Annotated in this window: 26 protein-coding genes and 1 tRNA gene; 9 read left to right on the top strand and 18 right to left on the bottom strand. The window is 34.6% G+C overall.

What is annotated here, in order from left to right; translation table 11 throughout:
* The first annotated feature begins 171 nt into the window (after positions 1-171).
* The 4 genes from MM214_RS08225 (at position 172) to MM214_RS08210 (ending at position 3,381) form a co-directional block, all read left to right on the top strand.
* Positions 172-1,020 (top strand): alpha/beta fold hydrolase, encoded by an 849-nt coding sequence (locus MM214_RS08225; protein ID WP_241294236.1) that lies wholly within the window; start codon positions 172-174, stop codon positions 1,018-1,020.
* Positions 1,017-1,511, top strand: coding sequence for an RNA polymerase sigma factor (locus tag MM214_RS08220; protein ID WP_241294234.1), 495 nt, complete (start codon positions 1,017-1,019; stop codon positions 1,509-1,511). The genes MM214_RS08225 and MM214_RS08220 overlap by 4 nt, the downstream gene beginning before the upstream one ends.
* A complete protein-coding gene (locus tag MM214_RS08215) occupies positions 1,498-2,049 on the top strand; it encodes a hypothetical protein (protein ID WP_241294232.1) in 552 nt (183 codons plus the stop codon). The genes MM214_RS08220 and MM214_RS08215 overlap by 14 nt, the downstream gene beginning before the upstream one ends.
* A 528-nt stretch (positions 2,050-2,577) precedes the next feature.
* Positions 2,578-3,381: a hypothetical protein gene (locus MM214_RS08210; protein WP_241294230.1), complete on the top strand. Its 804-nt coding sequence runs from the start codon at positions 2,578-2,580 to the stop codon at positions 3,379-3,381.
* A 345-nt stretch (positions 3,382-3,726) separates the two neighbouring features.
* On the opposite strand, the gene MM214_RS08205 is transcribed toward MM214_RS08210, so the two are convergent.
* The 18 genes from MM214_RS08205 to MM214_RS08120 form a co-directional block, all read right to left on the bottom strand.
* Entirely contained in the window at positions 3,727-4,128 is a 402-nt protein-coding gene (locus MM214_RS08205) for a hypothetical protein (protein ID WP_241294228.1), read from the bottom strand.
* A 577-nt stretch (positions 4,129-4,705) separates the two neighbouring features.
* A complete protein-coding gene (locus tag MM214_RS08200; RefSeq protein WP_241294226.1) occupies positions 4,706-5,368 on the bottom strand; it encodes a hypothetical protein in 663 nt (220 codons plus the stop codon).
* A gap of 131 nt (positions 5,369-5,499) precedes the next feature.
* Entirely contained in the window at positions 5,500-5,910 is a 411-nt protein-coding gene (locus MM214_RS08195; protein ID WP_241294224.1) for a hypothetical protein, read from the bottom strand.
* A gap of 213 nt (positions 5,911-6,123) precedes the next feature.
* Positions 6,124-6,387 (bottom strand): RHS repeat domain-containing protein, encoded by a 264-nt coding sequence (locus MM214_RS08190; protein ID WP_241294222.1) that lies wholly within the window; start codon positions 6,385-6,387, stop codon positions 6,124-6,126.
* A 206-nt stretch (positions 6,388-6,593) separates the two neighbouring features.
* Positions 6,594-6,926 carry a hypothetical protein gene (locus MM214_RS08185; protein ID WP_241294220.1) on the bottom strand — a complete coding sequence of 111 codons (333 nt, stop codon included), beginning with the start codon at positions 6,924-6,926 and terminating at the stop codon, positions 6,594-6,596.
* A gap of 189 nt (positions 6,927-7,115) precedes the next feature.
* Positions 7,116-7,535 carry a hypothetical protein gene (locus tag MM214_RS08180; protein WP_241294218.1) on the bottom strand — a complete coding sequence of 140 codons (420 nt, stop codon included), beginning with the start codon at positions 7,533-7,535 and terminating at the stop codon, positions 7,116-7,118.
* Positions 7,536-7,542: 7 nt separating this feature from the next.
* Positions 7,543-7,926: a hypothetical protein gene (locus MM214_RS08175; RefSeq protein WP_241294216.1), complete on the bottom strand. Its 384-nt coding sequence runs from the start codon at positions 7,924-7,926 to the stop codon at positions 7,543-7,545.
* A 249-nt stretch (positions 7,927-8,175) separates the two neighbouring features.
* Positions 8,176-9,186 (bottom strand): hypothetical protein, encoded by a 1,011-nt coding sequence (locus MM214_RS08170; RefSeq protein ID WP_241294214.1) that lies wholly within the window; start codon positions 9,184-9,186, stop codon positions 8,176-8,178.
* Positions 9,187-9,197: 11 nt separating this feature from the next.
* The gene (locus tag MM214_RS08165) at positions 9,198-10,466 is read right to left on the bottom strand and encodes an RHS repeat-associated core domain-containing protein (protein WP_241294212.1); all 1,269 of its coding nucleotides are present in this window, start codon (positions 10,464-10,466) and stop codon (positions 9,198-9,200) included.
* A 197-nt stretch (positions 10,467-10,663) separates the two neighbouring features.
* Positions 10,664-11,128 carry a hypothetical protein gene (locus tag MM214_RS08160; protein WP_241294210.1) on the bottom strand — a complete coding sequence of 155 codons (465 nt, stop codon included), beginning with the start codon at positions 11,126-11,128 and terminating at the stop codon, positions 10,664-10,666.
* Entirely contained in the window at positions 11,125-11,733 is a 609-nt protein-coding gene (locus MM214_RS08155) for a hypothetical protein (RefSeq protein ID WP_241294208.1), read from the bottom strand. The genes MM214_RS08160 and MM214_RS08155 overlap by 4 nt, the downstream gene beginning before the upstream one ends.
* Positions 11,734-11,767: 34 nt before the next feature.
* Positions 11,768-12,034 (bottom strand): hypothetical protein, encoded by a 267-nt coding sequence (locus tag MM214_RS08150; RefSeq protein WP_241294206.1) that lies wholly within the window; start codon positions 12,032-12,034, stop codon positions 11,768-11,770.
* 302 nt (positions 12,035-12,336) lie between these two features.
* Positions 12,337-12,705, bottom strand: a complete 369-nt coding sequence (locus tag MM214_RS08145; RefSeq protein WP_241294204.1) for a hypothetical protein — start codon at positions 12,703-12,705, stop codon at positions 12,337-12,339.
* A 97-nt stretch (positions 12,706-12,802) separates the two neighbouring features.
* Complete coding sequence (locus tag MM214_RS08140; RefSeq protein ID WP_241294202.1) at positions 12,803-13,228, bottom strand: hypothetical protein; 426 nt, start codon at positions 13,226-13,228, stop codon at positions 12,803-12,805.
* 11 nt (positions 13,229-13,239) lie between these two features.
* Positions 13,240-14,019 (bottom strand): hypothetical protein, encoded by a 780-nt coding sequence (locus MM214_RS08135; protein WP_241294200.1) that lies wholly within the window; start codon positions 14,017-14,019, stop codon positions 13,240-13,242.
* A 22-nt stretch (positions 14,020-14,041) separates the two neighbouring features.
* A complete protein-coding gene (locus tag MM214_RS08130) occupies positions 14,042-14,443 on the bottom strand; it encodes a hypothetical protein (protein WP_241294198.1) in 402 nt (133 codons plus the stop codon).
* A gap of 517 nt (positions 14,444-14,960) precedes the next feature.
* On the bottom strand, positions 14,961-15,260 hold the full coding sequence (locus MM214_RS08125) for a GIY-YIG nuclease family protein (RefSeq protein ID WP_241294196.1): 300 nt from the start codon (positions 15,258-15,260) through the stop codon (positions 14,961-14,963).
* Between the two features lie 49 nt (positions 15,261-15,309).
* Positions 15,310-15,383: transfer RNA gene (locus MM214_RS08120), tRNA-Ile, on the bottom strand.
* 398 nt (positions 15,384-15,781) lie between these two features.
* On the opposite strand from MM214_RS08120, the gene MM214_RS08115 reads away from it, so the two are divergent.
* The 5 genes from MM214_RS08115 (at position 15,782) to MM214_RS08095 (ending at position 19,582) form a co-directional block, all read left to right on the top strand.
* Positions 15,782-16,417 carry an HAD family hydrolase gene (locus MM214_RS08115; RefSeq protein ID WP_241294194.1) on the top strand — a complete coding sequence of 212 codons (636 nt, stop codon included), beginning with the start codon at positions 15,782-15,784 and terminating at the stop codon, positions 16,415-16,417.
* On the top strand, positions 16,404-17,522 hold the full coding sequence (locus MM214_RS08110; protein ID WP_241294192.1) for a site-2 protease family protein: 1,119 nt from the start codon (positions 16,404-16,406) through the stop codon (positions 17,520-17,522). Before MM214_RS08115 ends, MM214_RS08110 begins: the two co-directional genes overlap by 14 nt.
* A 54-nt stretch (positions 17,523-17,576) precedes the next feature.
* Positions 17,577-18,140 carry a Crp/Fnr family transcriptional regulator gene (locus MM214_RS08105; protein ID WP_241294190.1) on the top strand — a complete coding sequence of 188 codons (564 nt, stop codon included), beginning with the start codon at positions 17,577-17,579 and terminating at the stop codon, positions 18,138-18,140.
* A gap of 141 nt (positions 18,141-18,281) precedes the next feature.
* On the top strand, positions 18,282-18,611 hold the full coding sequence (locus MM214_RS08100) for a DMT family transporter (protein ID WP_241294189.1): 330 nt from the start codon (positions 18,282-18,284) through the stop codon (positions 18,609-18,611).
* 425 nt (positions 18,612-19,036) lie between these two features.
* Positions 19,037-19,582 carry a DUF1697 domain-containing protein gene (locus MM214_RS08095; RefSeq protein ID WP_241294187.1) on the top strand — a complete coding sequence of 182 codons (546 nt, stop codon included), beginning with the start codon at positions 19,037-19,039 and terminating at the stop codon, positions 19,580-19,582.
* Positions 19,583-19,718 lie beyond the last annotated feature (136 nt).

Below are 19,718 nucleotides of genomic sequence, written 5' to 3'. Positions count from 1 at the left end.
CAAAAGACAGTTGATCACTAGGATCAGCTGTCTTTTTTTTTGAATTTAAATCCTAGAGTCTGGTACAATCAGGATAAGATGCATTTACATACATTTACCTATTTTTTTTCACCTGATTATGTAACATTTTTTTGGTTTCCTCATCTAAAGTGAAATCAAATCAAAAAACTCATGAAAAAGATTATTGTATTATTTGTTTCAATTGCTGTAAGCTTTTCAATTCAAGCCAAAATCAATAGCCAAGCCATACATGTAGAAGTAAAAGGAGAAGGAGATCCTATCCTGTTGATTCCTGGTTTTACAGTGCCGGGAAACATATGGTATCCGCTAGTAGAAAAACTTGAAAGTAAGTACGAATGCCATATTGTAACCCTGGCAGGTTTTGGAGGTAAAGAGCCCGTAGAATTTCCATGGCTACCAAAAGTAAATGAGTCACTTAAAGCTTATATCTTAAATAATAATTTAGAAAAAGTTACTTTAATTGGACATAGTTTGGGTGGTACAGTAGCCACATGGCTAGCGACCCAAGAAGAATTGGATATATCTCAAATCATTCTGATAGATGCACTTCCTGCCTCAGGAGCTCTAATGTTTCCTAATTTTGATCCAGAGACACTTATGTATGAAAGTTCCTACAATAATCAATTATTGACTTTGGATGATTCAATGTTTGAGCAAACTGCTACAGCAATGTCAAAAAACTTGAGCCTAAAAGTGTCGGAGCAAGAAAAAATTAAAAACTGGATACTCGAAACTGACAGAAAAACTTATGTTTACGGATATACCGATTATTTGAAATTAGATCTCAGAGAGGATTTAAAAAAAGTCTCAGTTCCTGTGAATATTATTGCAGCATCAGAGCCATATGGTAAGGAAATAGTCCATCAAACCTACAAAAATCAATATGCTAATATGAAAGATTACAATTTGATTATTGCGGAAGAGAGTGGACATTTTATAATGTTAGATAAGCCTGATTGGTTTATAGAACAAACCCTTTTGATACTATCAAATCAATGATCACAGAAGAAGAATTTACAAGAATTTATTATCACGCAGCTCCTAAAGTACAGAGATTATGTCTAGGATATGCGTCTGGAAACAAGGATTTAGCGAATGAGTGGCTTCAAGAAACTTTTATAAAAGTTTGGACTCATAGAAAATCATTTGAAGGTAAGTCATCTGTTGATACTTGGATTTATAGAATTGCTGTCAACGTATGTCTGGGAAATCTACGTAAGTCTAAGCAAATCATTACAAGTGAGAATGTACACATGATTGACATACCCATTGAAGATACTGATGAAAATGATGAAAAAAAAATCAATACGATGTTTGAATGTATCAATCAACTAAATGAGCAAAACAAAGCTTTGATCTTATTAGAACTTGAAGAAGTTTCACAATCAACTATTGCAGAGACAGTAGGTTTAGCTCAAGGAACATTACGAACCAGATTAAGTCGCATTCGACAATCACTTTTAAAATGTATAAAAAATGGAAAAAGATAAATTAAAAGATATTTGGTTAATGCAGACGAACGAAGATTTAATCTTGCAGCCAAATGATATAATTAAGAAAGCAAATAAGATCAGAAATAGGCAATATACTAGTATTAGCATCATGTCTTTTACAATAATCATCCTTATCATCTATACTTTCTACCACGCCTTCCTTGAATGGAATAGTTTTAATTCAGGACTTGTTCTTATGATTTCTAGTCTTTCTTTGAGAATCTTACTAGAGATATACACTGTGTATTATAAAGAGCAGAAGTTGATTTCCATGACTCAAAAATCATATCAGGCCTATTTGAAAAAATTCTATAAAAATAAATTAATTATCAACTATGTGGCCACCCCAATCTGTGTCTTAACTTACATTTATGGATTTTATTTGCTTTTGCCATATTTTCAAGCTATTTTTTCGTACGGATTCTATATTTACATAGTGTTCTCGGGATCTTTATCAATTACTTTTATCATTGGAATCATCATTTACAGTATTTACAGAGAGCAAAAGTTGCTTTTACAATTAGAAAAAAAATAATAAACGAATAATAACAAATGAATTGAGGATAGTTTAGATCACTTCCCTTCTACCCTTTCTTTATTTTTAATCAATAAGAGGTTTAAAATCAACATTAGAAAATCTATTGAAAAATGACAATATGGATATACGGAACTTTGCCAATGACATTACAAAATTCAGATTTATCTAACTTCCGATATAAATTGATATTGGATACTTATGGATATTGACCATTAACAACCTGTTGAGCCAATGAATTGAAGTTACTGGTAAAAAAACGTATAATCAGTATAAATAAAGCCAACAATTAAAACTACAACCTTATTGTATGAAATGAAAATGTATATCCGCAAAATTCCAGTAACCAAGTCATATTAGGGATTTTCAAGATCCAGATAATAATTGATATGGAATCCGCCTAGATTGATAAGTTTTCAGTTGATAATGATACCGAAGTAATCTAACATTTGAATGAAATACGCCTACTTGTATAAAAACGGATTTTTATCAAAATTAATTAAGAATATATCCATAAACACCCTTCCTATGATCAAACTTATTTGGTTTTTAATAATTGGTTTTTTCTTATCTTCTTTTTCAATTAAAAACAGTATCCCCGAAGAGATCAACCAATTCTCTCAAGAAGTAATTGAAGCATCCATAAACACTTATCCAATGGTGGATTTTTATCAAACTTACTTCGATCAAAGCGTTCCTCAAGAATATATCGACAACCTCATGGCTAAAGCTGTGATTTGGAGAGGACTGGAACATAAAATAGAGCTAAGAAGCGCTCAATTGACCTATAAAAATGAGGGAAAATCAGAATATCTCTTAAAATATTGGGTTACTTTTAAGGATAATCGCAAATTCTCATATTCTATTAGTGTATTTGAACAAAATGGAAAAATGACTCTACATCGTTTTGAGCCAAATGATGTTGACGTCATCAATACTTTTTATTCAGCGAGGTCAAGCTTCGATATTCCTGACGTTAGGAATAACGTTTCTCAAATTATCTTTGCCCTTGCCGCTATAGTTTTATCTCTCATTGCTATTATTGTTTTGGCAATAAGACGAAAGAACTATTTATTGTTGATAACCATCCCTTTGCTTTTTATTTACAAAAAAAGTATGACTATCTTTAATTTTGAAGGAATTGAAATCATTACTCCCAAAACATATTTTGGACTACCTTTACTTCAAAATATTGATCTTTATTTCACCTCTATCTCACTTTTATCAACTGGGGTTTTATATGCATGGGCGATTATCGTAGTTATTTTATGGACAAAATTGAATGATATAGCTAGTATTTCCAGATTCACTATATTAGATTCAACAAGATAAGAACCCAATAAAAATGCTCCACCGCTCAAATTGGTATCCAATACAGTCACCCCCTCAAAATGATTAACCTCGTTCACAAAACCTGCTATATTTAACCCATGTGAACCAAGGTTACCTATTAGAGTTTGAGGTAGTTCCCAAGTTAACTTAGAAACTATTTGTCTTAAATCTCCTGTCAATAGGCCCTTATCAATGTTCCATGCATTATTGGTAGGAGACTCTTTTCTTGTTGGATCAATATCCCTCCATGCAGATTTTCTTGCTGAACTACTTGTAGGATCTAAACCTCCATCATAAAAAGCTGTTTTGAAGAAATCTCCCACTTATTTTCAATTTTACAACTATTTATTGATAAGTCACCACCCAGTTCAACTCATTTAAATCTTCAACAGTGTAAGTCCTCTTTTCTATGGCACTCTGATTAAATTTAACTGGATCACAATCAGGAAAATTATCTTTGAAGCTTTCATCAAAGAAATAAAAAACCACCGCCCCTTGATACCCATTATTTATCTGGTCTTCCCAACAGCTTCTTATTTCAAGATCATAACTTTCTCCCGCCGAAATAAGTCCAGGGATTTGTTGACAATTAAGTCCATTATACTGACTACCAGATTCTGCTATCCAGATATCTCCTATGGAATTATTCACCAGCTTGATTACACGATGGCAATCATCCTTTTCAAGACAGGATTGAGCTGTCAAAATCATAAATACCATTAAAAATCTCAACAAATTTCTCTTCATATTTATGTGAAATGGCTTTTAAATGTGTTTTAAATATACAACAAAACCTTACAACATAGTTGATGCCTAGAGATTTTACTCCATGTTTACTCAATAATTATTAGTATCTGGATGCTTTTTTATTTTCGCTAGTTTAAGTATTTGATTTATTTGGTTTATTTCGAAGGGTGTCATCTCTATCAGCTCCATCTCTTTCTGTTCAAAATTTCTAAACTGAGAGGTAATACCGGCGGTAGTATTCCCTTTCTTCTCAAAGTATTTATAAAAAGAGAGAGAGTCTATTTCTATTTGGCTTTTGCTTGTGAAAGGAAGCAACATAATAAATAAAATTATTAAAGTTCTCATTTGAAAATCAATAAAGATGATGTGAAAATAGATATGGGCTTACTCCAAAACCACGCAAATACATCTGTGCATGTAAAAGGTAAGGGGTAGATACAATCTACTACTAGCTCCTCTTCTAATCTTCACCCAGATATGAAGCTTTTATCATAGTCTCATATAGACAAATCCAATGAAATGAATTTTCCTTTCAACTATTTTTATTATTTCAACATATAAACCAAATTAAATTGATTCAATAACAATACCTTTCAAATTTTCCTAAAACATTTTGTTGCAAAGTTTCAATAGTACAAAACTCACTAATAAATAAATCTGGTTCATAAATTTTCATATTCTCAAGATTTAGTAACCAAACTTTTTCATTCTCTATAAACCAAATACAATTTCTAATGTATTTTACAGAAAATAGAAATGAAAAATTATGTTTTTTTAAAACTTCAAGTGCCTTATACATCCCCGTATGATAATCAAACTCATTTGTAAAATCTTTTGAATCTGTGTAATTACAATAATATTTTATATCAGGATTGTAAATTTTATCAATCAAACTCATCACTCCCTCATATTCTCCTTTTTGAAAGACATAAATATCTGATAAAGTTGGCTTTTTCATTGGTTTCAAATAATCTTCTAAAGGAATCCCCTCCTTATAGCTTAAAATTCTATCGGAAAATTCAAACGATGCTACAGTTAAAAAATCGAGTTTTTTAGAATCTATTCTTGCAAAAATCCACTCGTTAAAATCTTCACCTACACATTTGATATATTCCTTTCTTGCAATTCGTTTACTCTTGGCATCTATTTTACTCAAATCAAAATTCCTCACCTGAGAAAAGGAAGTATGATGAATAATTATTAGAAGAAATACAAGGGATTTGATGATATAAGCTTTCATTAATTTCTTTTAATTAAAAATGTTGGACTTTTATATGATCTAAATTTTCTTGTTGTTGGCATCCTTTCAGTTTTCGGATCCATATATTTTAAACTAAATGCAGTCTTTGGACTACTGAACCGATAAGTCTTTCAGAATATTTCAATTTTAATTGGGACTATGGCATGATTTCTATTTTGTGCAACTATAGATAGATTTCCTAATTCCATCTGCCTCCCTATCGAAACAGGATTTAATTCACTATAGGCACTAACTTTGTTTTTACCATACAACTTCTCAAGTGCTTCCATAGTATTTGTACCAGTTTCTGGATTATAAGAATTTCCAATCTCTCTCAAAATTTCATCATATGAACGGCTATCAAAATAGTCAACTGCACAGATTAGACAATCAAATCCTCCACGTTGTTTAAGACCTTCTGATGAAGCATCTTTTAAATTATATTCTGTAATTTTATTTATATCAGGCTTCTCTATCATCTTAGTATATCCTACACTTGAATTAAAATCAAATCCGCCATTTTGACTCCAGCCTAATCCCAAAGAACTATTGAAATTGTTATGTGTTAAACCATAACCTATTCCAATGTTGAGTCCATCTTCACTTCCATAACCAACTCCTGCATTAAATCCTGAATATCTATATCCCCAGCCTGCGAATCCACCCTCTGAACCATATCCAACATAGAAGCCAGCGGCAAAAGCTTAAGCAGACCAATATCCAGTACCTGACTTAAAGTTATATCCTCCAGTTACTTATACACTTTTTAAACCTGGTATTCCAATTCCAACTTCTATTCCCAAACTTAAACCTCCCTGCTTACTCCATCCAATTTGTGGAATTAGAAAAACAAACTCCCCATCAGGATCAATTCCCATCACTGGATTATTCCCCATTGCGAGATACGGAGATGCAAATTGATCCTGAGGATCTAATCCAAACCACCTTCCTAAAGCAGCGTCATACTGTCTAGCATGGAAATCATACCATCCTGTGAGTTCTTCATGTCCTTCTCGCAAGCTGGCTCTTCGCTAAAACAGTTCTCAGAACTGTTTCTTAACGCTCAGCCCTCTTGAAATAACTCCTTGGTCATTTTATCACCAGTCCTAATATTGTTTCTGGCAATCAAGCCATAAGGAGGGCAAAGACGAGAGTCTTTGAGCCAGGTTGTGCGGCTGCCTTTTGCTGCACTATATATGACTCCGAAGTCATAATGGTGAAATCATCAAAGAACGCTTCCGATCCAGTATTGGAATCGTTGGATAGAGCTTGTCCGCCGCGGTGGATAAATATAGTAATACCCAGGCTCATCTGCCACTACTTCTTGAGATAATCTTTCATGACTTTTCATTGTACCATCTTCCCGAGCTTCTTGAGACATCTGGGCACTTGTCAGTCGTGGCGGAAAACCACCATACATGTTACTCATCTCCCCATCGAAGAAAAGATAGTTCAGATAAGCGGGCGGGGGAAAGTGAGGAAAAAGGGCATTTTTTGATCTCTTATCTGAAAGGATTCTCCAATATTTGAAAATAGTTCCTGCAAACTGGAATTGCAAATTCCAAAAAATTAAGTAGGAGTAGATACAAACTAACCCTAGCCTCTCTTCTAATCTTCACCCAGATGTAGATAGTCTCCCTAAATCAGCGGCACTTACTTGGAAAAACCACTAAAAATCTGGCCATTTTCAACCAAATGAATTTCTAAACTTCATTGCCAAACTTAGATTGGAATTTGACTTAAAACCTTATCTAATCCCCCGTATTTTCTCGATCAAGGCTTCCAACCACAACCGATCTTCCTCATTCTTTATTAAATAGTTTTGATAATTTGTCAAATCTACAATTATATTTTTTCCTATTATAAAGTCTATTTTTTTCTCACCTATCACAGCCTTGCAGAAAAGAGGAGCAATCCCAAACTTTGTCTGCCGATGCTTTTTTATTTTCGCTAATTTAAGTATTTGATTTATTTGGTTTATTTCGATAGGTGTCATCTCTATCGGCTCCATCTCTTTCTGTTCAAAATCTCTAAACTGAGAGGCAACACCTGCTGTAGTATACCCTTTCTTCTCAAAGTATTTATAAACAGAGAGAGAGTCTATTTCTATTTGGCCTTTGCTTGTGAAAGGAAGCAACATAATAAATAAAATTATTAAAATTCTCATTTGAAAATCAATAAAGATGATGTGAAAATAGATATGGGCTTACTCCAAAACCACGCAAATACATCTGTTCATGTAAAAGGTACGGGAGAATACCAACATTAAAAACACCTGACACATTTAAAGCTCTGGAAGTCATAGATACACAGCTATTTACTGCTAAATTATATTTCCCATTGCCTTGATTTAACATATTAGAAAATTTATCTGTTCTAGATGTATTTACGCCTTTTATTGTAATAGAATTCCATTTCATCTTACTAGCTGGGATTGAAACTCCACGTTCATAAGAGTTGGTTCCTTGAACCCAATCTCCAAAGCCACCCACTCTTTCTGTTGGCTCCCAATCAATTATGGGTTTCCCTTGCAAGTCTGTTATTTGCGAATGCCCCATTAAATCTTTATGCGGAATAGGGTTTCCATGTGCATCTAACGATTTAGAATAGTTAGGATCATTTCAGTCCTTAAAGAGACTTCTCCAGGCTTAAAACCAGCTAAAATATCTGATATATTTACCAATGCTCCTAGACCATAACCCAAATTCTCAAGTTTACTATTCCTTTTTTTCCCAAATAACCAATGTCTCCACTTGACCAATTTACCGAAAATGCGCCAAAGCTTGTTGTTGCACGAGGATTCATTGCTATTTCAAAAAGTTAGAATCAAGAGGTAAAATCGTTATAACGGCATTTTTATCTTTTCTGTTTAACATATACACCTTGCCTTCCAGCAACTTCCTGTGTTCTTGCGGAAAACCTTCCAATCCATAAATATCTTCACCAACTTCATCAGAACTTACTATTAATTTTCCCATCCAGTTTAAACTTATATCGAAGATAGAAAATATATGCTTATTTATTGTATAATCAAAATCCCAAAAAACTAAGTTATCATCCCAAACCCCCAAATACTGTTTTTCTTCAGGAAGAAATAATTTATCAAGTCCATATAAGTTATCAACTTTCCCAATTAAGTTCCCCTTCAAATCAAAATGAAGAAATGCATGTTCTGTATCAATGGAAATTCTTTCTTCCAAATTAAATGTACTTGCAATTAAAGCAGTATCTGTCAAAATATAGTTGCTAATAGAGTTTTCAATTATATTTGGATATTTTTCAATAATTTCACCTGTTTTGATATCAAGAACAAACAAATTATTTCTTTTATAATTTGGATCAAACACATATAGTCTATCACCAACTATATTAATAGAATTTCCACCAAATTGAGTGATGTTTTTTTTATATACAAGTTTGTTTTTTTCAAAACAGGCTAATATTGACGAATTTCCTGATTGCACTTCTGAATTTACCAAAAAATAAAACAAGCCTGATTCATCTACATCGAAACCTTCAATAATATATCCATAAATATTTACATCATTCAAAAAGGGGACGCCTGAATTAAGATTTAAAGGTATAATAATTTGTTCATATTTTAATTGCTGTTTTTGTTGGTTTATACTATTGCTAAATACTAATGTATCCTCTTTTGAAATATTTTTAAATTCCCTTTTTTCCTCTAATTGGTTAAAATAAATATCTTTTATATTTATCTCATTAGACGATTTCACACTTTGTTCACAAGAAACTAACCAAGCAAAAACATTAGCATTGATTAATATATTCCAATAATATTTTGATTTGTTTTTCATTTTTGAATGTACTATTTAAATATCTGTCTGTATATAAGAGGTATACCATGATTCCTTAGCCACCACCCTAAATCGTTGGTTGCTCCAACTAATGTCCCTGCTCTTCTTGCGTGAAATAGATTTTGGCCGCCACCCGAAAATGCAGTATGTTTTCCTTTCCAAACGAACAAATCTCCTTTTTGAGCACTTTGGATAAACGATTCATGAGAACCAGTATTATATTGGATTTTTTGCCAATTCCCTGGAGGATCTCCCATTCCTGTTGACCATACTCTATTAGAATTACCTGTTGATCTATTTACCAATCCAGAACAATCTAACCCCGCACATGTCATTCCCCCAAATAAATAAGGAATCCCTTCAAATGCTAGAGCCCTGTCGTAATAACTAGCTGTAACAACAATTTCATTTAATGTTAGTCTTGGCTGTACATTAATAATTTTTTGCTGTAAAGACCCTGTTTTGTTTGGTAAGGTTGGCTTTGGAATTTTAATATCTGGCAATAAACTATATTTCATGGTTTGATTTCCTGCTGTCATTTTTCCTGACCAAAAACTCCTATCCGCATTTGTTGCAGAAATACCACCTAGTACTCCACCCAATAAGCCCCCACTGGCACCTCCAACTAATCCTGAACTTATACCTTGGCCAAAAGCACGTCCAATACTTTGACCTCCCAACAAACTATTTCCAAATCCAGTTGTAAAACCTGCTCCTGCACCTGCACCCGCTCCAATTGCAGCACCTGTGAAAAAGCTAGATGATGCTGCGGTCAATCCAGATCCAGTTAAACCTGCACTTCCTGAAAACGCAGCAGAAAAACCTGCACTAAATCCAGATCCGCCTATTGCTGAACTTATCACCGCCGACAAGCCACCCCCTAATGCCCCAGCAGCTGCGCCAACTGCTGCGTAACCTAACCCCTGCCAAAAATTATTTACATTACCCTGTGCCGCATTAACACTAAGGTTCATTACAGCACCAATAATAATCGGCACGAACCAAGCCAACTCCCCATCCGGATCCACCATCATCACCGGCTTATTCCCCATCGCCAGGTAAGGTGAACTAAACTGATCCTGAGGATCCACTCCAAACCATCTGCCTAACGCAGCGTCATACTGCCGTGCATGAAAATCATACCAACCTGTAAGATCTTCATAAGTCTTGCCCTGGAAAAGTTCCTTGGTAACTTTATCACCAGTCCTAATATTGTTTCTGGCAATCAAGCCATAAGGATAGTAATCTATTTGCTGCACTATATATGACTCCGAAGTCATAATCGTGAAATCATCAAAGAACGCTTCCGATCCAGTATTGGAATCGTTGGATAGAGCTTGTCCGCTGTGGTGTATAAATATAGTAAAACCCTAACTAATCTGCTACAAACACCTTGGGTAATCTTTCATGGGATTGGGAGGTCCCATCCTCTCTAGTTGCTTCAATGAATTGTATTTTCAGTGGTTAATGGAAAATCTTAATGTTGAAAATTTCCTCTTTCTACATCAACTCCATATGAACTTAAAACACTCAAAACTTCGTTAACTTTCTTTTTATTACGATAAACTCTTAGTTTATAACTACTTTTATTTGTTAATATCTGAATTATTGGCACTGTCTTTAATGAACTATAAATCGAAACTATACCAGCCACTCCCAATATCATTACAGCAATCAGACCATGTCCAAAAACATTGTAAAACCTTACTGTCTTATCACTAACTAATAGACTATTTAGTAAATGATATAAAAGAAAAACTGAGAGAGTTAGAAATATCCCTCCAAATACGATTATGACAATCCAATTTTTAACCGATTTCCCTTTACTCAAATATGCACTTTCAACATCTTTATATGCAATCATGTGATAGGTATACTTATTCCTTAATAAATGTATTCCTTTAGGTGTTAATTTAAACGTAGTATCAATTATATCTTTCATAAGTTTATATTTGAATTATTTGGATTTTCAAGTGGTAGTCCTGGTCCAAAATAAGGTTGGCCTGGCATGGTTCCATATGGCATCTTTGGCCCAAAAAACCATAAAACGTTATCCAAATGATTTACAAAGTGTTCCCTTATATAAATTCCTAATTTAGATTGTCCCACATGTGTATTTTTGAAATTTTTACCCCCTGGGAAATATGAAAACATTCCATATTCCTGATCAACATTTTGACCATCAGGACCAATTGTAAAAAATGAACCTTTTTTATCAGCATATGCCGTATAGCCATTTTTCTGCTTTATTACCCTATGTTGACCTATGTATTTACCACTTTTTTCATATTTCCCTTTCGTCTCCCATTGATCGTTTTGAACTCTATGTGCCAAATGATTCAAGCTTGAAACTGTAGCCCCAACTGCGGCACCCCTCCAAAAATCACCTCCACTGAGTTCCGCACCAATCCCTCCCATCAATGAAGAGCCAGCTATTTGGCCAACTGCTCCAAGATTATGAGTAGCTGATCCTACAAGGGATCCGAGACTACCAGATGCAAATGAAGATAAGCTCGGTGTTTGTCCAAATGCAGCTCCAATCATCATGTTAGAATAGCCATGTGTAACAGCTCTGCCGACTTCATGTAATGCTTTGCCCCCAAAAATTACCTGCAGTTCCACCTACTCCTCCAAAAGCTGAACCAATACCAGCAGACAGAACACCCGAAACTGCACCAATAGCCGCAGATTTCCCTAATTGTCCCCAATTCCAATTTTCAAAACCACCTTTGCTAAATGCAACATTTGCTGTATATGAAACACTACTAATTAAAGCTCCGACGGCAGCAGCAATTAAAATAGCCACTTCCCCATCAGGATCCTCCATCATCACCGGATTATTGCCCATAGCCAGATATGGAGAACTAAACTGATCCTGCGGATCTACTCCAAACCACCTTCCTAGTGCCGAATTCCCGATTTGCCATGCTATCGGGACAGGCTATACTGCCGTGCATGAAAATCATACCAACCTGTGAGTTCTTCATAAGTCTTGCCTTGGAAAAGTTCCTTGGTTACTTTATCACCAGTCCTAATATTGTTTCTGGCAATCAAGCCATAAGGAGGGCAAAGACGAGAGTCTTTGAGCCAGGTTGTGCGGCTGCCTTTTGCTGCACTATATATGACTCCGAAGTCATAATGGTGAAATCATCAAAGAACGCTTCCGATCCAGTATTGGAATCGTTGGATAGAGCTTGTCCGCCGCGGTGGATAAATATAGTAATACCCAGGCTCATCTGCCACTACTTCTTGAGATAATCTTTCATGACTTTTCATTGTACCATCTTCCCGAGCTTCTTGAGACATCTGGACAAACCCACCATACTTGTAGTTCATTTCAGTATCAAAGAAAAGGTAACTCAAGTAAGCAGGAGGAGCATCATTATTGCTATCCCTTTTACTTAGTATACCTGCAAGGCTTCCTGTTTCAGAACCTGTATTTGCTATCCTTGCTGCCATCCCTCCATCTACTCCAAAACCAGTGGGATTACCTCCTGTAAGTCCCATCAATACAGCCATTACAGCAGGGTTGGTTTTTTCATCGCTTAAGTTTATGTATTTACCTTAATCGCTAAATACTCTATTAACTAAACTGCTTTTTTTGGGAAAGAGGATTTTAAGGATAGGTTATTGTCCAGTTCACGTCTTCTAAATCTTCCAACGTGAGATCATACCTTCTCAAGATCAAATATTCGTCAACTATCCTTTCCCAAGATACTTGTTCTATCGTGTCACTAGAAAATAAATAGAGCATCAAAATATCATCTTGATAATCATTTAAAATTCCTTTATAGGAACCTGGGAATGTTGCTGAACTGTTAGGCTCTATTATTCTGGAATTTGTATTTTCAAGAGTTAAACTAAAAGGGAAATTGGATAATAATGTATCTTTTGGTGAATTAAACTGATCAAAAAAAATGATTTTTTTATCAGAATTATTCATGATAATTAGCTTAGAGTCAGGTTCAATAAAACTTTCAGGACAACCAGCACATAAGAAAATTATTGAGATAAGAGAAAGTGGAAACACATATTTTTTCATAGCTATTAAATTTATTTGTTAAACAAAAATCCAAAAAGACCTAATCCTCCATTAAATAACATATTAATTGGTACATCTGACCAGTGAAAACGACTTTTTATTGGATTACCTCTAGTATTAAAACCTTCATTTCTCGGATTTCGATAAGGGCTACTTGTTCTATCATTGACAAACGAGTTTCTATCAAAATGATTTTCACTTCCTGAGAAATACCCACTTGCCCCTGTTCCAAATTTTCCATCAAAATAATTTGCTGCTAATTTACTTGCATTTGCCTCGTTCCATCTTGTGCTATGCAAATTGACTTTGAACAACTTGTCTACCAAATAGAAATCAGTAACACTTGGCAATGCAACAAATGGCAGGTAAAGAGGTCCCATTCTTTGACTTTGCAAATAGTGCCCAAATTCATGAACAAATAAATGATCTCTAAAATCAGGTTTGAATCCATTCGGCCCAATAAGATACGAGCCCAATGAAAATGCTCCACCGCTCAAATTGGTATCCAATACAGTAGCCCCCTTGAAATGATTAACCTCGTTCACAAAACCTGCAATATTTAACCCATGTGAACCAAGGTTACCTATTAGAGTTTGAGGTAGTTCCCAAGTTAACTTAGAAACTATTTGTCTTAAATCTCCTGTCAATAGGCCCTTATCAATGTTCCATGCATTATTGGTAGGAGACTCTTTTCTTGTTGGATCAATATCCCTCCATGCAGATTTTCTTGCTGAACTACTTGTAGGATCTAAACCTCCATCATAAAAAGCTATTTTGAAGAAATCTCCCACTTATTTTCAATTTTACAACTATTTATTGATAAGTCACCACCCAATTCAAAGCATTTAAATCTTCAACAGTGTAAGTCCTTCTTTCTATGACACTTTGATTAAATCTAATTGAGTCACAGTCAGGAAAATTATCCTTAAAGCTTTCATCAAAAAAATAAAAAACCACGGCTCCTTGATATGTTCTATTGATTCTATCTTCCCAGCATACTCTCATTTCTAGATCATAGCTTTCTCCCGCCGAAATAAGTCCAGGGATTTGTTGACAATTAAGTCCATTATACTGACTACCAGATTCTGCTATCCAGATATCTCCTATGGAATTATTCACCAGCTTGATTACACGATGGCAGTCATCCTTTTCAAGACAGGATTGAGCTGTCAAAATCATAAATACCATTAAAAATCTCAACAAATTTCTCTTCATATTTATGTGAAATGGCTTTAAAATGTGTTTTAAATATACAACAAAACCTTACAACATAGTTGATGCCTAGAGATTTTACTCTATGTTTACTCAATAATTATTAGTGTTTATAAATTTGATATTCCTAACATTTGACACCTGCTATTATATCATTTGCTTTTAGGGCATTGCTATAAAAACTCCATTCCTTACCTTCACATAGGTTGTATGTATAAAATTTTCCAAAATTAAAGGGTAACTTGTATTATTTCCCAATCATCTGCAGTCTAGGTAAAATTGTGTTTTGAATAAAGCTTTTCTAGATGATTAATTAGTCTCTCATCAGGATCTAAAGTTGCAATTCTTGAATAGTATCTATCCAATCTTTTACTGCGAAGTATGTTGTCATCATCCAAAAAATCAGAATGAAAAAAAGGCTGGAATTTATCCAGCCTTTGTGGGCCCACCTGGGCTCTTCCGATAGCTATCGGAACAGGGACCTCCTGCCCCGATGTCCCGAAAGCTTTCGGGAGGGGAGTCAGAAGCTCTTAAATCTTTCCAATAGTTTATCAATCATCTCTGGATATCTTTTCATGTTTTCGATGTACTTTGAAGACTTCATTCGCTTGACATGAAGCTCTAGCTTTCTTGCTTGACTATAATCTTGGCAAGCGATTGAAAGAAAAATAATCCAATCATCTGACTTCTGTGTAAAATTATCCTTCGAGTACAATTTCACTAGGTGATTCTTCAGTCTTTCATTTGGATCAAGGGTCGTAATACCTGAATAGTATCTATTCAATTTTTCACTACGAAGTATATAGAAATGTGTAGTCATATTCAAAAAAATTAAAATGAAAAAAAGGCTGGAATTTATCCAGCCTTTGTGGGCCCACCTGGGCTCGAACCAGGGACCTCCTGATTATGAGTCAGAAGCTCTAACCAACTGAGCTATAGGCCCTACTAATTTATCCTTTTATGGGACCTCCTGTCCCGATATTTATCGGGAGAGTCAGAAGCTCTAACCAACTGAATCCCGATAGCTATCGGGAGCCCTATTTATCTATTTTTTTATAACCTCCTGTCCCGATATTTATCGGGAGAGTCAGAAGCTCTAACCAACTGAATCCCGATAGCTATCGGGAGCCCTATTTATTTAATTCTTTGCGCACCTCCTGTCCCGATATTTATCGGGAGAGTCAGAAGCTCTCACCAATAGAATACCGATTACTGTCAGAAGACATACTTCTTTCAGTGCGAAAGTTAAATACTGATTGATTAAAATTTCAATTCTCATTAACCTTGCAAATCGGAGTGCAATGTTACATATTTGAATTTAAATTTACAACTTGATCGACCATGAAAAAACTTAAAAATGTAGATTTTTTACTCTTTGATTTGGGAAATGTAATCATCAATATAGATTACAGCTTTACTATCAATGAATTAACAAAAAGACTCCCAAAAGAAAAACATAGCTTGACTTCAGAATTTTTTCCAGCAAAATTTCACAAAGATTACGAAAAAGGCTTGATCTCAACTGTGGAATTTAGAGAAGCTATCAAAAATCATTTTCAAGAGCCTTGGGAAGATAATGAAATTGATTATCTATGGAACAGTTTGCTCAAAGATATCCCGAACGATAGAATTGATTTAATCAAGAAGTTGAGTGAGCATTATGGATTGGCGGTATTGAGCAATACTAACGAATTACACATTGAAGCCATCAATATACTGTTAAAAAAACAATTTGGTGTATCCTCGTTGCATGATATCTTTGATGAAGTTTATTTCAGTCACGAATTACAATTGGCAAAACCTGATCCAAATATTTATCAAAAGGTTTCTGAATTATTAGCAACACCACCTACAAATATTCTTTTCTTTGATGATTTGAAAGACAATATAGAAAGTGCAAAAAACTTAGGCTATCAAACTCACCATGTCACTCATCCCCAAGCATTAATCAGCTACTTTGAAAATGTACAGCACTAAAGAATACATTCGCCATTTTATTTTGTTTTTTACGACCTTGATATGTACCACCTTTGCAGGGGGGGAATGGCTATATGGTAGAAGTATTTTAGGTGAAGGAGAAAGTTTTTTGAATTGGGAATATTTTCTAAAATCCTTACATTTTTCGGTTCCATTCATCGGCATATTATTGATCCATGAACTGGGACATTGGTATACATCTATGAGATATGGAATCAAGTCCTCACTACCCTATTTCATTCCAGCTTGGTTTGGGTTTCTAGGCACTCCTTCTTTAGGTACATTTGGTGCGGTGATTCGAATTAAGAGTTTTATAAATAGCCGAAAAAAGTTTTTCGATATAGGTGTAGCAGGGCCTTTAGCTGGATTTGTGCTGACAATGGGAGTTTTAATTTATGGTTTTACACATCTTCCAGATGCAGATTACATATATGAAATTCACCCAGAGTATTTAGATCCAGATTTCGAAGGACATAGTGCAGAAGATGGGTATCTAAAAATAGACATAGGTTATAATTTATTATTTTATGCCTTGGAAAAAACCTTGGCAGATCCCGAAAAAATGCCTGTCATGTCCGAAATCATTCATTTCCCTTACCTTTTTGCGGGGTATTTGGCTTTATTTTTCACAGCGCTCAACTTACTACCGATAGGACAGTTGGATGGTGGACATGTTGTTTTTGGATTATTCCCTAAGCATCATTTCCATGTCTCTTTGGCAGCTTATATAATGTTTATCTCCTATGCGGGTCTAGGCATTATTAGTCCTTTCGAAGATATCAATACCTTGATGTGGTCTGTACCCTTATATATTGGATTTCTTTATATATGTTTTAGAAAAGCACCCATATCCACTCAGGCAAAATGGGCCATTGTTTTGAGTATTTCAGCATTCCAGTATCTCCTAGTTTCTATCTACCCTACCATTGAAGGATATTCAGGTTGGTTGTTTTTTGCTTTCTTATTGGGACGAGTTATGGGAATTCAACATCCTGAAGTTTCAGGTCTCAAGTCTTTGAATAAAGGTAGAAAAATAATTGCTTGGATCACGATCTTGATTTTCATCCTTTGTTTTACACCACAACCATTTCAAATTAGTGTATAATTTAATAACTCTACCGTTGACTTAAAAACATTAAACCCTACACCCTAATACTCGATGGACATTGACCAAATTCTCGATTCAGTTTCCCCTATTCATAAAGATCCAAAAGCAATTTTGAAGTCTTACATTAAGGAAGTGAATTTCCCTAAAGGTCATTTACTCCTACATGCTCAGAAATGTGAGAAGAGTATTTACTTTATCAAAAAAGGAATCGTTCGAGCATATTCGAACACAGCAGAAAATGAAGTGACTTTTTGGTTTGGGAAAGAAGGTGATGCGGTGATTTCTATGAAAAGTTACATAGCAAATCAGCCTAGCTATGAAAACATAGAGGTATTAGAGCATTCATGTTTTTATGAAATGAATCATACCGAACTTCAAAAACTCTACAACGAACATATTGAAATAGCCAATTGGGGAAGAAAATTTGCTGAAAATGAGCTTTTAAAAACAGAAGAGCGACTCATATCAAGGCAATTCCGGACAGCCTCTGAAAGATATAATGAATTATTAAAAAATCATCCGCATCTTATTAAGAGAGTACAATTAAGTCATATTGCCTCATATTTAGGGATTACTCAAGTAAGTTTAAGTAGAATAAGAGCTGCGAAAAACTAATCTCATTATTTAACATTTGTAAAATTTTCTTTGTCCATAGATATCGAACTTTGCGGTGCAATCAATCATCAATTCCAAAATGAAAAATTAGCAGGTTTAAACTGTTTTTTTTCTCTAGGATTAGAAAATTAAAAAAATCACATGAATTGGATCATATTAATCATCGCAGGTTTATTTGAAGTACTATTTGCATTTTGTTTGGGAAAAGGAAGGCAGGCCATTGGGAGTGAAATGTATCTCTGGTATGCAGGTTTTGTAGTCGCTCTGACGATAAGCATGATTTTACTAATCAAAGTTACTCAAACATTGCCATTGGGGACCGCCTATGCTGTTTGGACAGGAATTGGAGCTGTTGGAACAGTCTTAGTAGGAATCTTTGTATTTAAAGAACCAGTAACCTTTCTTCGGCTTTTCTTCATCATAACACTGATAGGATCAATAGTTGGGTTAAAAGCTGTTTCGGTACATTGAGAGCTTTTTTTTCAGAAAGTTGTCTATGTGAAATACTTTTGCAATACCAAATCGACACCCTAATTTCTGTCTTCGCATTCAAAACTGTACTCCTTTCTCCTCAGTTTGTGTCCCCACAAATCGATACTACCTCCCCTACCCTAGGTTTGTATCCTCCCAAACCTATTCTGTCTCCAAAAACCAAAACTCACTTAACTCAAGCCTAAACTTCACAAAATCCCAAATTAATCATAACTTTAGTAATTATCCAAACCCCGCAAGAGAATGTTGTAATCGATTGATTTATAGTAACAATAGACATTTCAGGCTTCACTCGAATATTTTTAAAAACAGATTGATAATCAAAAAAACTAAATGGTCTGCAGGTCTTATAAATTAGCTATATTGACAAATAACATATAAAAACTCAATAGTCAGTTAAAAACATGCCTACTTATATATCTATATTGAGGGGAATCAATGTCAGCGGTAAGAACCTAATCAAAATGGATTCTCTGAAAAAATTGTTTCTTAGAATTAACTTTGAAAATATTCAAACATACCTTCAAAGTGGAAATGTTATTTTCAACACAAATCAAGAAGATATTAGACTTTTAGAATCTGCCATTTCTCATGAGATCAAAACCGAATTTGGATATGAGGTTCCTGTAATTGTTTTATCAATTGATGAGTTATCAGACATCCTATCCAAGAACCCTTATGCAAAGACAATGGATAACTCATTCCTACATGTCACATTTTTAGCTCATGAACCCGAGAACTTAGAGATAGCTATACTAACTAAAAAACTTGAAGCAAATGAAGCCTTTTTTTACTATAGAAGAACCATTTTTCTCTACTTGCCCAATGGTTATGGAAAAACTAAGCTGAATAACAACTTTATAGAAAACAAACTTAAAATCACAGCCACCACTAGAAATTGGAAAACAACAAACGAAATCTTAAAAATCGCTAAAGAAAAATCTATGTAATCACCCCCTCGATTTTTGTCCTCACAAATCGAAACTTACATGCTCATCCTTCCTCTCTTTGTCCCCTTACAAACCGAAAAGAAATATTCTGCGTGGAAAAAGAATATGGGGATGGATAACAAACTCAAGAGTATTC

Source organism: Belliella kenyensis (genome assembly GCF_022549675.1).
In the GTDB taxonomy this organism is placed as follows: Bacteria; Bacteroidota; Bacteroidia; order Cytophagales; family Cyclobacteriaceae; genus Belliella; species Belliella kenyensis.
Note: the sequence above shows the minus strand (reverse complement) of the source record. Positions and strands in the feature narration are given on the sequence as shown.

What these genes read in the sequence shown, in the direction of transcription:
- MM214_RS08180 (WP_241294218.1), bottom strand. Translation starts at nt 7,535, where the DNA reads ATGAGAATTTTAATAATTTTATTTATTATGTTGCTTCCTTTCACAAGC.
- MM214_RS08225 (WP_241294236.1), top strand. Translation starts at nt 172, where the DNA reads ATGAAAAAGATTATTGTATTATTTGTTTCAATTGCTGTAAGCTTTTCA.
- MM214_RS08205 (WP_241294228.1), bottom strand. Translation starts at nt 4,128, where the DNA reads ATGAAGAGAAATTTGTTGAGATTTTTAATGGTATTTATGATTTTGACA.
- MM214_RS08210 (WP_241294230.1), top strand. Translation starts at nt 2,578, where the DNA reads ATGATCAAACTTATTTGGTTTTTAATAATTGGTTTTTTCTTATCTTCT.
- MM214_RS08145 (WP_241294204.1), bottom strand. Translation starts at nt 12,705, where the DNA reads ATGGCTGTATTGATGGGACTTACAGGAGGTAATCCCACTGGTTTTGGA.
- MM214_RS08130 (WP_241294198.1), bottom strand. Translation starts at nt 14,443, where the DNA reads ATGAAGAGAAATTTGTTGAGATTTTTAATGGTATTTATGATTTTGACA.
- MM214_RS08200 (WP_241294226.1), bottom strand. Translation starts at nt 5,368, where the DNA reads ATGAAAGCTTATATCATCAAATCCCTTGTATTTCTTCTAATAATTATT.
- MM214_RS08125 (WP_241294196.1), bottom strand. Translation starts at nt 15,260, where the DNA reads ATGACTACACATTTCTATATACTTCGTAGTGAAAAATTGAATAGATAC.
- MM214_RS08140 (WP_241294202.1), bottom strand. Translation starts at nt 13,228, where the DNA reads ATGAAAAAATATGTGTTTCCACTTTCTCTTATCTCAATAATTTTCTTA.
- MM214_RS08160 (WP_241294210.1), bottom strand. Translation starts at nt 11,128, where the DNA reads ATGAAAGATATAATTGATACTACGTTTAAATTAACACCTAAAGGAATA.
- MM214_RS08105 (WP_241294190.1), top strand. Translation starts at nt 17,577, where the DNA reads ATGGACATTGACCAAATTCTCGATTCAGTTTCCCCTATTCATAAAGAT.
- MM214_RS08165 (WP_241294212.1), bottom strand. Translation starts at nt 10,466, where the DNA reads ATGACTTCGGAGTCATATATAGTGCAGCAAATAGATTACTATCCTTAT.
- MM214_RS08110 (WP_241294192.1), top strand. Translation starts at nt 16,404, where the DNA reads ATGTACAGCACTAAAGAATACATTCGCCATTTTATTTTGTTTTTTACG.
- MM214_RS08220 (WP_241294234.1), top strand. Translation starts at nt 1,017, where the DNA reads ATGATCACAGAAGAAGAATTTACAAGAATTTATTATCACGCAGCTCCT.
- MM214_RS08175 (WP_241294216.1), bottom strand. Translation starts at nt 7,926, where the DNA reads ATGGGGCATTCGCAAATAACAGACTTGCAAGGGAAACCCATAATTGAT.
- MM214_RS08150 (WP_241294206.1), bottom strand. Translation starts at nt 12,034, where the DNA reads ATGGGCAATAATCCGGTGATGATGGAGGATCCTGATGGGGAAGTGGCT.
- MM214_RS08170 (WP_241294214.1), bottom strand. Translation starts at nt 9,186, where the DNA reads ATGAAAAACAAATCAAAATATTATTGGAATATATTAATCAATGCTAAT.
- MM214_RS08155 (WP_241294208.1), bottom strand. Translation starts at nt 11,733, where the DNA reads ATGATGATTGGAGCTGCATTTGGACAAACACCGAGCTTATCTTCATTT.
- MM214_RS08095 (WP_241294187.1), top strand. Translation starts at nt 19,037, where the DNA reads ATGCCTACTTATATATCTATATTGAGGGGAATCAATGTCAGCGGTAAG.
- MM214_RS08215 (WP_241294232.1), top strand. Translation starts at nt 1,498, where the DNA reads ATGGAAAAAGATAAATTAAAAGATATTTGGTTAATGCAGACGAACGAA.
- MM214_RS08100 (WP_241294189.1), top strand. Translation starts at nt 18,282, where the DNA reads ATGAATTGGATCATATTAATCATCGCAGGTTTATTTGAAGTACTATTT.
- MM214_RS08115 (WP_241294194.1), top strand. Translation starts at nt 15,782, where the DNA reads ATGAAAAAACTTAAAAATGTAGATTTTTTACTCTTTGATTTGGGAAAT.